The organism is Pseudogracilibacillus sp. SE30717A, assembly GCF_037071985.1.
Lineage (GTDB): Bacteria > Bacillota > Bacilli > Bacillales > Amphibacillaceae > Pseudogracilibacillus.
The window spans coordinates 342,267-355,079 of record NZ_JAXHDF010000005.1 but is presented as its reverse complement, the minus strand read 5'-3'; the positions used below and the strand labels follow the sequence as shown (position 1 = coordinate 355,079).

The following is a 12,813-nucleotide window of genomic DNA, read 5'->3' as shown; positions in this document are numbered from 1 at the left end:
AACCAAAAACAGTCTATTTACTTTAATGTAGATAGACTGTTTTTTTGTGCATTAATAATGTTCAAAATAAAGGGAGTAAGCACAAAACTTATTCCCTAAATCGACAAAAATCACCAATTAGCTCATTCCATGTGGACCTAACATACCAGAGTTATTACCTGCATTTTCATAACTTTCATTCTTATTTTGTGTCATACCGGACATACCACTACCAGACATACCAGATAACATAGGTGTGACACTTTCTATTGCTTTTGACATTGGCTTATCACTTTTAGATATTGTGTAATAAGCAGCGGCACCTACACCAATAGAAGCAAGAATAGTTAACCACATATCCGATTTTTTCATTTTACTTCATTCCTTTCTAATTTAGTCAGGAGGAAACGAATAAGTTAGAAACAAAAAGTATTGGCTATACGCCAACTCTATAATAGTTTAGCTCGATAACTTAAAAAAATACTCGGAATGATTTACCTAATAAAATAAAGTGTAGGTTTGTCATGTACAATTAATACCCGTCTCTTTTTACACTAAACCTGTTAAATTTAGAATACAATAAGATGAAATATCGTTGATAAAAGTTCTTTCACTCGTAAAGTGTGATAAAATAGCTAAGGAAGTAGAACTTAAAATACGAAGGTGAACCAATGTCTAATAAAATTTTACGAGGAACCTTACTTTTAACAGGTGCTGCGTTTCTATCCAAGTTTTTAGGAATGATTTATGTTATCCCATTTAATGAACTTGTTGGAGATAAAGGTGGAGCTTTATATTATTATGCATATAATCCATACACGATATTAATAAGTATATCAACGGTAGGTATACCACTAGCAGTGTCAAAAATTGTCTCCAAATATAATTCTTTGGGCCACTATGATATCGGAATGAGAGTATTTAAAGCTAGTATGACTTTAATGCTTATCACCGGGGTATTAGCATTTTTAACTTTATATTTCAGTTCTGAATGGTTGGCGGGTAAGTTTATTTATAGTGATAATCATGATAATGAGATAGAAGATGTCAAAAAAGTGATGCAGATGGTTAGTTTTGCCTTATTGATCATCCCAGGAATGAGTGTAGCCAGAGGGTTCTTTCAAGGGAATCACTCAATGGAACCAACAGCAATATCACAGGTTGTTGAACAAATTGTACGTATTGCATTTGTATTAATTTCCGCTTTTATCATTGTTAAAGTGTATAACGGAAGTATTGTTCTGGCGGTAAGTTTTGCAACATTCGCAGCTTTTGTTGGTGCTTTAATATCTTGTGTCATATTATGGTACTTCTGGCGAAAAAGACGAGAGGAATTTCGTCAAAATGTCCCACAATCCAAAAGAGAGTTACATATCTCTACGAAAGAATTATTTTATGAATTATTTTCGTATGCTGGTCCATTTGTTTTAGTTGGGATTGCCATTCCGTTATATCAGACGGTGGATTCGTTTACATTTAATCGAGCAATGGTAATTGGCGGATTTGAAAACATCGCAGTCACCTCATTAGCAACTATTAATTTATATGGTCATAAGTTAATTAGCATTCCGGTCACGATCGCAACGGGATTATCTTTAACGATAGTTCCTGCATTGACTGAATCATTTATAAAGCAGAAGCGAAAAAAATTAGTGCAAGAAATAAATCAATCGTTACAAATTGTTTTATTTTTGGTTGTGCCTGCCGTGGTCGGTCTTTCAGCGCTTGCCTATGAAGCGTATGGTTCTTTATTTGGTATGAAAAATATTGAACTGACAGGATCATTAATGGCTTGGTATGCACCAGTCGCCTTATTATTTGCGCTTTTTACAGTTACAGCCGCTATATTACAAGGAATTAATGAACAGCGTTTTGCATTAGTAAGCTTAACAGCAGGATTTTTAACTAAAGCATTATTAAATTCCTTTTTAATTCATCAATATGCTGGAAAAGGTTCTATTTTTGCAACCGGGCTTGCAGTAACTGTTGCCGTTTGTTTAAATTTATGGAAAATTAAACGATCGATTTTATTTTCATATAAGCAAACATTAAAACGTTTATTGTTTATGATTATTTTTAGTTTAATCATGTGGGGTGCGATTATACTTTCCAAGTTTATTTTCGGTCAGTTTATTCCGTATGAGGAAAGCAGAATGGCGGCAGTAGTAATGCTAATGATCGGTATTTTTATTGGTGGATTTGTTTATTTATTTTTAGCATATAAATCAACTTTACTTGATTACGTTCTAGGCGGAACTAATATTTTGGACAGATTTAGGAGGAAAAAACGTGCGTCTAGATAAATTGTTATCTCATGCAGGGTATGGAACAAGAAAACAAGTAAAAGAATTAATAAAGAATCGAGAGGTTTCCGTCGATAATAAAGTTATAACCAAAAGTAATATTCATATTGATCCTGAACGCCAGCTAATTGAAGTTAATAATCAAAGAGTTGATTATCAAAAGTATATTTATATTATGCTGAATAAACCGCCTAATTATTTATCAGCAACGGTTGATCGCTATGATAAAACAGTACTAGACTTGATACCTGAAAAATATAAACATTATAACTTGGCACCAGTAGGCAGATTAGATAAAGATACGGAAGGACTATTATTATTAACAAATGATGGACAGTTAAACCATGTTTTAACTTCCCCGAATAAAAAAATATTTAAAACATATTTTGCAAAAATAAAAGGTATCGTAGAGGAAAAACATATTAAAAAATTTGAAAAAGGCGTTATTCTCGATGACGGCTATCAAACGAAAGAAGCTTTTTTAGACATTTTAAAAAGTGATACTATTTCAGAAATTAAGCTGTCCATTTCCGAGGGCAAATTTCATCAAGTTAAAAGGATGTTTCAGGCGATTGATATGCAAGTTCTCTATTTAAAGAGAACGAGTATGGGTAATTTAAGCTTAGATAAGAATTTATCAATAGGAGAAATTAGATTATTAAATGAATCAGAAATAACTTACTTACAATCATTAAAAAAGTAGGGAGGTGTACATATGGCTCAATTAATTAAATTGCTTGATTATGTATCTCGATATGAGACAAACCCTTTTCATTATCCAACCCAATATATTCGTCTTAAACAAGAAAATTGGCAACGTATAAATGATTTATGGGAAATTGAAAATGAAAGAGAAGCGGAACAAGAAACCCAAAATTTACACACGGAAACAACAAATAATAGCTTTTTTAAATGGAACCCTTTCAAAGCGAAGGAAAATGAGAATGTTGAGGAAAAATTTGAGCGAAACTTGCCGAGATCAAAGAAACAACTGACCCAACACTTTTTAAACGAATTATACCCATTTCAATTAAAATGGGCCTCTTCTACAATTTCGCAAGTGTCTTATACGGATCAAAAATATAATAGTGATACTACACTAAGAAATTTATTACAACGTCTACCGGACATATATTTATTGATGTATTATCCAATTTTTAATATAAAAAAAGCGCCGGTTGAGGGAGAAATTATTTTAATTAGTCCGATTGGGATTGATTTGATTTCTTTAGTACAGACAACGTCTGAGTCAACTGTTTATGTAGGGACAGATCGAACATGGTCGATTGAATCGGGTGCAAAAAAAGCAAAGATTTTAAGTCCACTCATAGCGTTAAAACGATCAGAGCAGATACTAAAAGGAATCTTAAATCGTTATGAGATAAGTTTTCCCATTTATAAAACAGTAATTTCTGAAACGTCATCCATCCTTTATACAAATGAACCGTATAATACATCTATCATCGGGAAAGACGAATTTCCGATGTGGTTAGAAGAAAAGAGGAATTTGACTTCCCCTTTAAAAAATATGCAATTGAAAGTAATAGAAGCACTTTTACGTCATTGTCAATCTACTTCTGTTCGAAGACCTGAATGGGAGATGGATGACGATGATTATATTACTCCTTCTACATATGAGGAAAAGCAAGAATGAATATTATAATAGTGAATCCCAGAGCGGGAAATGGAAACGCAAAAAAAATCCATTTACGATTAATGAAATTGGCTGAATATAAAAAATTACAGCCAATTTGTTATTATACAGACTATCCTGGTCATGCGGAAGAAATCGCCGCTAACCTTAATTCCGGATGTATTAATTCTCTTATCGTGATCGGTGGGGATGGGACGATGCATGAAGTGATAAACGGGCTAAACAATCCTCAAATTCCAATTAGTTTCATACCAGGTGGATCAGGGAATGATTTTACAAGAGGTAGTTTGTTACCAAACAAACCTACAGTTATATTAAATAACATTTTACATAATCATACGACTAAAAACTATTGGTTGGGTACATATACCTTATCCAATTCAATGGCTCGGGAGTTTATAAATTGTATCGGGTTTGGATTTGATGCGGAAGTTACAAAACGAGCAAATCATTCTCCTTTTAAAAGAATGTTTAATAAATTGAAGCTCGGTACTGTGGTGTATAGCATTGCATTAGTTAGTGCATTATTCACTTATAAACCCTCAGTAATTACTATTAAAACAGAAAAAGAAATTCAAACGTTTACTAGATGTTTCTTAATGACGATAAACAATCAACCTTATTTCGGGGGTGGCATGAAAATAAATCCAACCGCCGATAATAATGAAGAAGAATTTTCAATTATGGTGATAGATTCTATCTCGAAATGGAAAGTTTTAGCACTTTTTATTACGGTATTTAAGGGTAAGCATATTGACTTTAAAGAGGTAACCATATTAAAAGCGAAGCGAATAGAAGTAATTTCTAATTGCCCACTTCCATATCAAGTGGATGGAGAAGTTGGAACTGCCTTGAATTGCAAAATTGCAAAAAAGCCTTTTCCAATAAAGGTAAAAGGCGCATAAACAATATATATGAACCTAGCTTATAATAGACTTTGTTCGGTTGATCGCATCTAACCATTTTTGTATATTCGATATATTTTCTTCGATGTGATCGGAGTATGATTGTGCTGCTTCCCCTTTTAATCCGTAATAATAAATTTCGGGAAGTACGGTTAGTAAATGACTATCCATTTCCTCATTTGAAATGATTGTTTGAACAAGTTTTTTTATTTGCCTATATTCGTTCATTGATACCGATTTAAAGGTTACTTGTTCATCGAGCAGGTCATGTAATAGCGTTAACTGATTTTGCACAGTTAAATACATTTTTAAAATCACCTCTATGATATTATGTCCTAACTTTGATATAATATACCAAATTCCTAATTACGGTAATTTTAAGGGAGGAAAATATAGTGGAACAACTTAAAGTAGGTAAAGCAACACTTACATGGTTAAATGGCGGAGTGAACTTCTTAGATGGAGGAGCAATGTTTGGAGTAGTTCCAAAGCCATTATGGAGCAGAAAATATCCTGTAAATGATAAAAATCAGATTGAGTTACGAACTGATCCTATTTTACTCCAAATCGATAATAAAAATTATTTGATAGATACTGGAATGGGGAACGGGAAATTAACGGAAAAACAGATGAGAAATTTTGGTGTGTTAGAAGAATCGTCCTTAGAAAAGTCTTTAATTGACTTAGGATTAAGTTTGAATGACATCGATGCTATCATAATGACACATATGCATTTCGATCATGCATGTGGACTAACAAAGACAGATGGTGAAAAGTACATTTCTACCTTTCCAAATACTCCTATCATCACTTCAAAAATTGAATGGGAAGAAATGAAAAATCCGAATATAAGGTCTATAAATACATATTGGAAAATGAATTGGGAACCAATACAGGAACAAGTGGAAACATTTGAAGAAAAAATTAATATTACCGATGAATTAAAAATGATTCATACAGGTGGACATAGTGATGGTCACAGTATTCTTATTTATGAAGATGGAGAGGATTGTTTTATCCATATGGCTGATATTATGGCTACACACGGTCATCAAAATAAACTATGGGCAATGGCATATGATGATTATCCAGTGACATCTGTACATCAAAAAGAGAAGTGGATGGATTACGGGTATTCACGCAATGCTTGGTATACGTTTTATCATGATGCTTACTATAGAGCTTTAAAATATAACAAAGAGGGAAAAGTTATTGATGAAGTGAAAAGAAAGCGTTATGAATATGAATAAAAGCCACCCATTGGATGGCTTTAAGAAGCTGGTTCTACATCGATAATTGCTCCAGTTTCAATATCAATGTAAAAATCGAATTGTTGATTATTTCCGTCTATGTTTCTGCTCACACCACCTCGATACGTATCATAGGTGAGTCCGTTTTTCTTAATTTTTTCAGGCTTCATATAGATCCATGAACCAGTGATAGGACCGTTTTTCTGAAACGTTTCTTTTGCATATTGAAGTGCTTTGTCCGGCGAAAGTTTTTTACATGCGTCTACTTGATCTTTCACTAAGTAACCGATTAAAAAACCCAATCCAGCGGCAAGTACAATGTTTTTTCGACTCATTAATAATTCACCCCATATGTAAAAAATTTAAATTAAGATCTTGTTACTAGTATACATGATCATCATTTATTTTAAATAGAAAAAGAATTTTGTCTTAAAAAAATTAGGTAGGGGAAAATGAAAGGTAGAGTGATGACTCATTGAATAAAGAAACCATTGATATGTTTAAAACATTAACTGAATTACAAGGTGTACCAGGTGATGAAAGAAGAGTTCGTGATTATATGAAAAGCGAGCTAGAAAAGTATGCAGACGAGATTATTTATGATAATCTTGGTAGCATTTTCGGGGTAAAGCATGGAGAAGGGCCACGTGTTATGGTTGCTGGTCATATGGATGAAGTAGGCTTTATGGTTACACAAATTACACAAAATGGAATGATACGCTTTCAACCATTAGGTGGATGGTGGAATCAGGTGCTGCTTGCACAACGAGTTCAAATTATGACGAAAACGGGGATTGTAACAGGAGTTATTGGATCTATTCCTCCCCATAACTTAACCCCAGAACAACGAAAGAAACCAATGGAAATAAAGAATATGTTAATAGATATAGGTGCTGATAATCGAGAAGACGCGCTTCAGATTGGTGTTGCACCAGGAGATTCTATTCTGCCAATTTGTCCGTTTACTCCGCTGGCAAATGAAAAGAAAATTTTAGCAAAAGCATGGGATAATCGTTATGGTTGCGGGCTAGCAATTGAACTTTTAAAAGAACTTCAACATGAAAAGCTTCCAAACCAAATCTATTCAGGTGCAACAGTTCAAGAGGAGGTAGGTTTACGTGGTGCACAAGCTTCAGCTAATATGATAAAGCCAGATATTTTTTACGCACTAGATGCTTCTCCGGCAAATGATATGTCTGGTGACGAAAAAGAATTTGGACAACTTGGAAAAGGAGCTTTATTACGTATTTTTGATCGAACTATGATAACTCATCGCGGTATGAGGGAGTTTGTCCTCGATACAGCCGAATCGAATGATATTCCATATCAATATTTTGTTTCTCAAGGAGGAACGGATGCTGGACGTGTACATATGGCAAATGATGGGGTTCCATCAGCAGTTATAGGAATTTGCTCTCGTTATATTCATACTTCTTCATCCATCATCCATATAGAAGATTACGCAGCAGCAAAGGAGCTCCTAATTAAATTAGTGTCAACAACAGACCAAGCAACTGTCGATCAAATTCGTAAGAAATAATATGAAGAAATGAAGGGTTTTTATGAAAATAGTGATTGGTTCTTTAAATGAAACTAAGGTCAAAGCAGTAAAAGACGTGTTTTCAGAGGCAGAAGTCATTGCAGAATCAGTACCATCAGACGTCTCTGCACAACCTATTGGAGATGAAGAGACAGAATTAGGAGCAATTAATCGTGCCAGAAAGGCTAAAGAACTTCATCCTAATAGTATTGGAATTGGTCTTGAAGGTGGGGTAATGTATCTTCACAATGATTTGTATCTCTGTAATTGGGGGGCATTAGTTTCAGAAGAAGGGCAAGTATTTACTGCAAGCGGTGCAAAAATCAAGCTTCCTGCTGAATTTATTAACAAGATTGAATTGGGCTTCGAATTAAGTGAAATAATGGACGACTATACAACAAAGAAGAATATCCGGCATCATGAAGGTGCGATTGGGATATTTACAAATGGTAAAATCTTACGTAAAGATATGTTTGCTCATGTTGTTTCTCTGTTACGTGGGCAAATGGAATATTGGGAAAAAGCGGATTAGTTTGTCGGGTTAGTTTTCCAACTTCACCTGGAAATTAACCACGTGTATCGCTACAAAGCTTATTATAGTTTATATTTAAACAAAATAAGGGGTGAAGGATGGATGAGCCAACCGAATGATGAATTCGAAACGTCACAATACAATTTAATCAACAGTAAAAACCAGGTAATACCTAATTATGATTTAGACAACAAAGTAATTAATATAAGTATCAATATAAGCCGAGCAAAGAAAGTATGTATTATTGGGCAAGTTGATAGTAATTACAGTTGTTGGTGTTCTATTACAAACTTAGAAGATATTGATAAAAATGAAAAGATATTTAACTTTATTGCAACGAATAAGTTTACCATATTTTCACACGAATATTTAGCATTGGGATATGATCAATATGAAGATATAACAGAATGGTATAGATGTAATGTAACGAGATCTAGTCTCGAAGGAAAAGCTTGGAAAACTCCTTTCGGTCATTATTATGGTTCTTTAAATCAGGAAGATCATGGAAGGTTTTTCGCAAGGAACCTTCTCCGTTTTTATGAAGAATTACGGGAAAAATGTATTTATCGAATAGATGACGGTGCATATATCAATACTTTACAAAACTATTTAACAATTTTGACCAAGGAAGTTAGTTATAAAAAAATGGAACCGTTAATTTCTATTTTGGCTTGTGAGGCGTATTTAAGATTAAGCTCTAATGAAACTATAAGAGAGTTATATTTGCAATGCATAGAAAAGAGTAATGAATTATATAATCGTTATATGGATGAGGCGAGAGGTTAAATCCCATGAGATTGAATGAAAGCCAGACAATGTATCGAAAGATTATTGTCTGGCTTCTTTTTTAAAAGGGCTTTAATATTGTTATCTTTTATTCGAAAATATAGCTTAAGACATCCAATGCTTGATCAACTGTTTCCACTGTAACGTTCGCTCTATTAGATAACTCTTTTAGTGGATGGATTAATGATTCAGGTCTGATAATGATCGTAGGCTTATTTAATGTAATGGCAGCACTTGCATCCATCGCTGTATTCCATTGTCTGTATTGCTCTCCAAAAAGGGCAATTACGACATCCGCCTTCTGCAATAGTACTTGTGTACGGAAATTATTAACATCCGAAGCTGCTGAATCCTTATATAAATTGTTTGGCTGTTCCCCTATGATATCTTCCCCAATATTGTCGGAACGATCATGGTTTGTCTGTGGGCCGACAAAGGTTAAAGGCAATTTTTTTTCTTCAGCTTGTTCTTTTAATTGATTCCGCCAATCCGTATGAATTTCTCCCGCTAAATATACTGTTAAATTCATTATACATCCCTCCAATATTTATTATACTTGTTTAAAATTAAAAATGAAATAGTACCTATTTATGGAATTAAAAGTAAAATAGAATGATTACGATTTACATAGAGGACATTGTTTTGTGAAAGTGGAAAATACATAGTATGATAGTAGAGAGTGAAGAATTGTAGGATGGAATTTACTACTATGGAGGAATCTTCAGATGAAAATGACCAGCATTAAGTTAAAACAAATACTTGAAAAAAGATTACAACGTCCAGAATATCGGACTTCTTTTAATCGTGATAAAGATCAATTTCGCATCGAATGGAAAGAATCTAATAAAGGCATTAACGTAAAGCTTCCAAGTGTCATTGCAAAATATAATGAACGTGGTGATGAGGCAATAGATGAGTTAGTAGACCATTTAAACGAAGCGCTTACGATCATGAACAAAGAGCACCACTTAGCTGGAATGGAGAAGAATATTTTTCCAGTTATTCGTGCCACATCTTTTCCGACTACTACAAAAGATGGAAAAAAATTAATTACGAAAGAGCATACAGCTGAAACGAGAATTTTTTATGCGTTGGACTTAGGTAAATCCTATCGACTAATTGATGAAGAAATTATTCAAAAGGAAGGTTGGTCAGAAAAACGGATTCATGAAAATGCACTATTTAATTTACGCTCTTTAAAAACGGAGTATAAAGCGGATCAAGTCCAAGACAATGAATTTTATTTTATTGCAACGCAAGATGGATATGATGCTAGTCGGATTTTAAATGAAGCATTTTTAGACGAGATGAAACAGAAAATTCAAGGTGATATGGCTGTTGCTGTCCCTCATCAAGATGTTTTGATTATATCTGATATAAAAAATGATATTGGCTATGATATTTTAGCACAAATGACGATGAAATTTTTTGCGGAAGGTCGAATTCCTGTTACTTCACTTCCTTTTATTTATGAAGAGAAGAAACTAGAACCTATATTTATTTTAGCTCGGAACAAGCCAAATCATAAAAACAATTCATCTAAAAAAGATAAATAATTGAAGACTTACTACAAAAAAGGAAAAAAACTGCTAAAATAGATAGTAATATGACCACAAAAGCAGGTGAATAAAATGTGGAATAGATGGAAGGAAAAAATAATTGATTTTTTCTTCGATGAAGTAGAGGAAGAGGTTGTCTTGGAAGAAGAGCCTGCAATAAAACGGCAGGATAATAGGGGCCAGGATAATACGAGATCAGTAAATACGAAGGTAACGTATCAATATCCTAAAGAACAAGTAGCCCCATTTCGCTTTCCGGTTATTCCAGATGATGGAAATAAAAATATAAAATCACAGAAAAAACAAGTAACAGATAATCATTTTCCTAAAAAACAACCTAGAAGCAGACGAAATGCTACTTCTAACCGAGTCATAACCGATCCCTTGATTTACGGATATAAAGGGCAAATATTGAAGGATGAGTTAGAGGAAGTTCCAGCATATATGCGAAGAAAGAAAACTGATTATAGTAAAAAAAATATAGAAATAGAAAAACCTACTGTAAAAGTAGAAATACCTAAAGAGACAATCGATCCTTTAGCTGGAACTACCAGACCAGAGGAACTGGACAGAATCTTTCGAAAAAAAGATGGTAAAGAAGAACTTAGTGAAAAGAAAAATGTTGTTGTATCTAAAAGTGAAAAAATGAATATTCCTGAGACTCTACTAGAAAAAAAGCAAGATAAAGTTCAAGCTGATATATTCCAAACACCTTCTTTGAAAGAGAATGTTGAAGAATCTGTAATTAAACAAGAAGAATCTATGCCAGTAGAAGACCAATTTTCAAACCATATTCAAAATTCTATTTTTGAAAAGAAACGAGAGCAGGTAATTCAACGTCCAGCTCAGCTGACGAATGAAGATAATGTATCTTTTGATGTGGATGTTCCAAATCATTTATTAAACGATCCACTTGAGCCAGCATATGACGATACCATTTGGTTACAAGAGCAGCAATCGTTATTGGAGCAAACGCTCACTCACTTTAATATACAGGCGAAAATCGTGAATGTAACACAAGGGCCTTCTGTAACCCGTTTTGAAATACAACCGGCAATGGGAGTGAAAGTGAGTCGGATCCGTAATTTATCAGATGATATAAAACTAAATATGGCTGCAAAAGACATACGAATCGAGGCACCGATCCCAGGTAAAAATACCATTGGAATCGAAGTCCCAAATCAATATCCCCAAGTAGTAACCTTACAAGAAATTATTGAAACGGAAGAATTTGAAACAGAAAGTTCTCCCTTAACAATTGCACTTGGATTAACGATCGAAGGCAAGCCATTAATTACGAATATTGGAAAAATGCCTCACGGTTTGATTGCTGGTGCTACTGGATCAGGAAAAAGTGTATGTATTAATACGATTTTATTAAGTCTTTTATATAAAGCAAAGATGGATGAAGTCAAATTTTTATTAATTGATCCTAAAATGGTAGAACTAACACCGTATAATGGAATACCGCATCTAGTTGCTCCAGTAATTACTGATCCACAAGCTGCAACGATGGCACTTAAGTGGGCAGTTAATGAGATGGAAGAGAGATATGAAAAATTTGTGGAAACAGGCGTTCGAAATATTGAGAAATATAATGAGAAAGTAGCAAAACTTCATTCGAAAGATAAAATGCCTTATCTTGTCATTGTGATTGATGAACTTGCTGATCTCATGATTGTTTCTCCACAGGAAGTAGAGGATGCTATTTGTCGTATCGCTCAAAAAGCAAGGGCATGTGGAATTCACCTATTACTTGCAACACAACGTCCATCCGTTGATGTTATTACAGGATTAATTAAAGCAAATATTCCAACCCGTATCGCATTTAGTGTTTCTTCACAAGTTGACTCCAGAACCATTATAGATACGAATGGTGCTGAAAAATTACTTGGAAGAGGAGATATGTTATTTATTGAAAATGGATCAAATAAAAGAATTAGATTACAAGGTCCGTTCGTTTCTGATGAGGAAATAGATCGTGTAGCTCATTATTTACGCTCTAAAGGAAAGCCTAATTATTTATTTGAACAAGAGCAATTATTAATTGAGGTAGAACATGAAGAAGAGGATGACCTGTTGAGTGAAGTTATCTCATTTGTGGTAACCCAAAATCATGCAAGCACATCCTTATTGCAAAGAAGGTTTAGAATAGGGTATAATCGAGCAGCACGGTTAATTGATACGTTGCAAAATAAAGGAATAGTTTCCGCTCAAAATGGTTCTAAACCAAGAGAAGTATTAGTAACAAAATCGCAAGTTGAAGAATTGGTTTGATTTAAACTGATTAAAATACAAGGAGTTT

Annotated in this window: 14 protein-coding genes; 10 read left to right on the top strand and 4 right to left on the bottom strand. The window is 33.8% G+C overall.

All coding sequences use genetic code 11. The features are described from left to right. Positions 1 to 117: 117 nt before the first annotated feature. Entirely contained in the window at positions 118 to 351 is a 234-nt protein-coding gene (locus tag SPD48_RS10575; RefSeq protein ID WP_336258067.1) for a hypothetical protein, read from the bottom strand. Between the two features lie 299 nt (positions 352 to 650). On the opposite strand from SPD48_RS10575, the gene SPD48_RS10570 reads away from it, so the two are divergent. Genes SPD48_RS10570 through SPD48_RS10555 form a run of 4 tightly spaced genes read left to right on the top strand, consistent with a single transcriptional unit; the run spans position 651 to position 4,841 of the window. Then, entirely contained in the window at positions 651 to 2,282 is a 1,632-nt protein-coding gene (locus SPD48_RS10570; protein ID WP_336258066.1) for a putative polysaccharide biosynthesis protein, read from the top strand. Beyond that, positions 2,269 to 2,985, top strand: coding sequence for a pseudouridine synthase (locus tag SPD48_RS10565; RefSeq protein ID WP_336258065.1), 717 nt, complete (start codon positions 2,269 to 2,271; stop codon positions 2,983 to 2,985). The genes SPD48_RS10570 and SPD48_RS10565 overlap by 14 nt, the downstream gene beginning before the upstream one ends. A gap of 12 nt (positions 2,986 to 2,997) precedes the next feature. After that, positions 2,998 to 3,936, top strand: a complete 939-nt coding sequence (locus tag SPD48_RS10560; protein ID WP_336258064.1) for an NERD domain-containing protein — start codon at positions 2,998 to 3,000, stop codon at positions 3,934 to 3,936. Further along, the gene (locus tag SPD48_RS10555) at positions 3,933 to 4,841 is read left to right on the top strand and encodes a diacylglycerol/lipid kinase family protein (RefSeq protein ID WP_336258063.1); all 909 of its coding nucleotides are present in this window, start codon (positions 3,933 to 3,935) and stop codon (positions 4,839 to 4,841) included. Before SPD48_RS10560 ends, SPD48_RS10555 begins: the two co-directional genes overlap by 4 nt. A gap of 15 nt (positions 4,842 to 4,856) precedes the next feature. Here SPD48_RS10555 and SPD48_RS10550 read toward each other — a convergent pair whose 3' ends face one another. Further along, positions 4,857 to 5,147 (bottom strand): YtzH-like family protein, encoded by a 291-nt coding sequence (locus tag SPD48_RS10550; RefSeq protein ID WP_336258062.1) that lies wholly within the window; start codon positions 5,145 to 5,147, stop codon positions 4,857 to 4,859. 89 nt (positions 5,148 to 5,236) lie between these two features. Here SPD48_RS10550 and SPD48_RS10545 point away from each other — a divergent pair, with 89 nt between their 5' ends. Next, the gene (locus SPD48_RS10545) at positions 5,237 to 6,091 is read left to right on the top strand and encodes a YtnP family quorum-quenching lactonase (RefSeq protein WP_336258061.1); all 855 of its coding nucleotides are present in this window, start codon (positions 5,237 to 5,239) and stop codon (positions 6,089 to 6,091) included. A 20-nt stretch (positions 6,092 to 6,111) separates the two neighbouring features. On the opposite strand, the gene SPD48_RS10540 is transcribed toward SPD48_RS10545, so the two are convergent. Next, on the bottom strand, positions 6,112 to 6,426 hold the full coding sequence (locus SPD48_RS10540; protein WP_336258060.1) for a PepSY domain-containing protein: 315 nt from the start codon (positions 6,424 to 6,426) through the stop codon (positions 6,112 to 6,114). 140 nt (positions 6,427 to 6,566) lie between these two features. On the opposite strand from SPD48_RS10540, the gene SPD48_RS10535 reads away from it, so the two are divergent. From SPD48_RS10535 to SPD48_RS10525, 3 genes are all read left to right on the top strand, one after another. Beyond that, positions 6,567 to 7,631 carry a M42 family metallopeptidase gene (locus SPD48_RS10535; RefSeq protein WP_336258059.1) on the top strand — a complete coding sequence of 355 codons (1,065 nt, stop codon included), beginning with the start codon at positions 6,567 to 6,569 and terminating at the stop codon, positions 7,629 to 7,631. Positions 7,632 to 7,653: 22 nt separating this feature from the next. Then, the gene (locus SPD48_RS10530) at positions 7,654 to 8,163 is read left to right on the top strand and encodes a DUF84 family protein (RefSeq protein ID WP_336258058.1); all 510 of its coding nucleotides are present in this window, start codon (positions 7,654 to 7,656) and stop codon (positions 8,161 to 8,163) included. Positions 8,164 to 8,265: 102 nt separating this feature from the next. After that, positions 8,266 to 8,949: a hypothetical protein gene (locus SPD48_RS10525; protein WP_336258057.1), complete on the top strand. Its 684-nt coding sequence runs from the start codon at positions 8,266 to 8,268 to the stop codon at positions 8,947 to 8,949. Between the two features lie 88 nt (positions 8,950 to 9,037). Here the strand turns inward: SPD48_RS10525 and SPD48_RS10520 are convergent, their stop codons facing one another. Next, entirely contained in the window at positions 9,038 to 9,478 is a 441-nt protein-coding gene (locus tag SPD48_RS10520; protein WP_336258056.1) for a YtoQ family protein, read from the bottom strand. A 196-nt stretch (positions 9,479 to 9,674) separates the two neighbouring features. Here SPD48_RS10520 and SPD48_RS10515 point away from each other — a divergent pair, with 196 nt between their 5' ends. Further along, positions 9,675 to 10,505 (top strand): DUF1444 domain-containing protein, encoded by an 831-nt coding sequence (locus tag SPD48_RS10515; RefSeq protein ID WP_336258055.1) that lies wholly within the window; start codon positions 9,675 to 9,677, stop codon positions 10,503 to 10,505. A 75-nt stretch (positions 10,506 to 10,580) separates the two neighbouring features. Then, positions 10,581 to 12,785 carry a DNA translocase FtsK gene (locus SPD48_RS10510; protein WP_336258054.1) on the top strand — a complete coding sequence of 735 codons (2,205 nt, stop codon included), beginning with the start codon at positions 10,581 to 10,583 and terminating at the stop codon, positions 12,783 to 12,785. The last annotated feature ends 28 nt before the right edge of the window (positions 12,786 to 12,813 follow it).

Bases quoted from the DNA above. Each gene is read 5' to 3' on its own strand.
- SPD48_RS10575 (WP_336258067.1), bottom strand. From the start codon at position 351: ATGAAAAAATCGGATATGTGGTTAACTATTCTTGCTTCTATTGGTGTA.
- SPD48_RS10570 (WP_336258066.1), top strand. From the start codon at position 651: ATGTCTAATAAAATTTTACGAGGAACCTTACTTTTAACAGGTGCTGCG.
- SPD48_RS10560 (WP_336258064.1), top strand. From the start codon at position 2,998: ATGGCTCAATTAATTAAATTGCTTGATTATGTATCTCGATATGAGACA.
- SPD48_RS10555 (WP_336258063.1), top strand. From the start codon at position 3,933: ATGAATATTATAATAGTGAATCCCAGAGCGGGAAATGGAAACGCAAAA.
- SPD48_RS10550 (WP_336258062.1), bottom strand. From the start codon at position 5,147: ATGTATTTAACTGTGCAAAATCAGTTAACGCTATTACATGACCTGCTC.
- SPD48_RS10540 (WP_336258060.1), bottom strand. From the start codon at position 6,426: ATGAGTCGAAAAAACATTGTACTTGCCGCTGGATTGGGTTTTTTAATC.
- SPD48_RS10530 (WP_336258058.1), top strand. From the start codon at position 7,654: ATGAAAATAGTGATTGGTTCTTTAAATGAAACTAAGGTCAAAGCAGTA.
- SPD48_RS10525 (WP_336258057.1), top strand. From the start codon at position 8,266: ATGAGCCAACCGAATGATGAATTCGAAACGTCACAATACAATTTAATC.
- SPD48_RS10520 (WP_336258056.1), bottom strand. From the start codon at position 9,478: ATGAATTTAACAGTATATTTAGCGGGAGAAATTCATACGGATTGGCGG.
- SPD48_RS10515 (WP_336258055.1), top strand. From the start codon at position 9,675: ATGAAAATGACCAGCATTAAGTTAAAACAAATACTTGAAAAAAGATTA.
- SPD48_RS10510 (WP_336258054.1), top strand. From the start codon at position 10,581: ATGTGGAATAGATGGAAGGAAAAAATAATTGATTTTTTCTTCGATGAA.